Annotated in this window: 1 protein-coding gene; it reads left to right on the top strand. The window is 67.5% G+C overall.

Annotated elements, in window-relative coordinates:
* The coding region (locus FS767_RS21760) for a substrate-binding domain-containing protein (RefSeq protein WP_144968172.1) at nt 1-329 on the top strand (329 nt) is incomplete at its 5' end.
* Between the last annotated feature and the right edge of the window lie 22 nt (nt 330-351).

The following is a 351-nucleotide window of genomic DNA, read 5'->3' as shown; positions in this document are numbered from 1 at the left end:
AAAACCTGCTCACCGCCAATCCGGATCTGCAGATCGTCTATGCCACTGGCGAGCCGGCGTTGATTGGCACCGTGGCGGCCAGCGTCGCCCAGGGCAGCGGCGAGCGCACCCGGATCTTTGGCTGGGACCTGTCGCCCCAGGCCGTCCAGGGCCTGGATGACGGCTCCGTGGCAGTGGTGGTGCAGCAGAACACCCGCGGCATGGGCAAGGCGGCGGTGGAGGCGGCGCTGGCGCTGCTCGCCGGCCAGCAGGTCACCAAGCAGCAGGATATCCCGGTGACCCTGGTCACCCGGGAAAACCTGGATGCCTATCGCGCCGACTTCAAGTAGCGGAGACCCAGCATGGACACTG

This window comes from Pseudomonas sp. DE0010 (assembly GCF_007680745.1).
Lineage (GTDB): Bacteria > Pseudomonadota > Gammaproteobacteria > Pseudomonadales > Pseudomonadaceae > Aquipseudomonas > Aquipseudomonas parafulva_B.
This window is presented reverse-complemented; position numbering and strand designations above follow the sequence as displayed.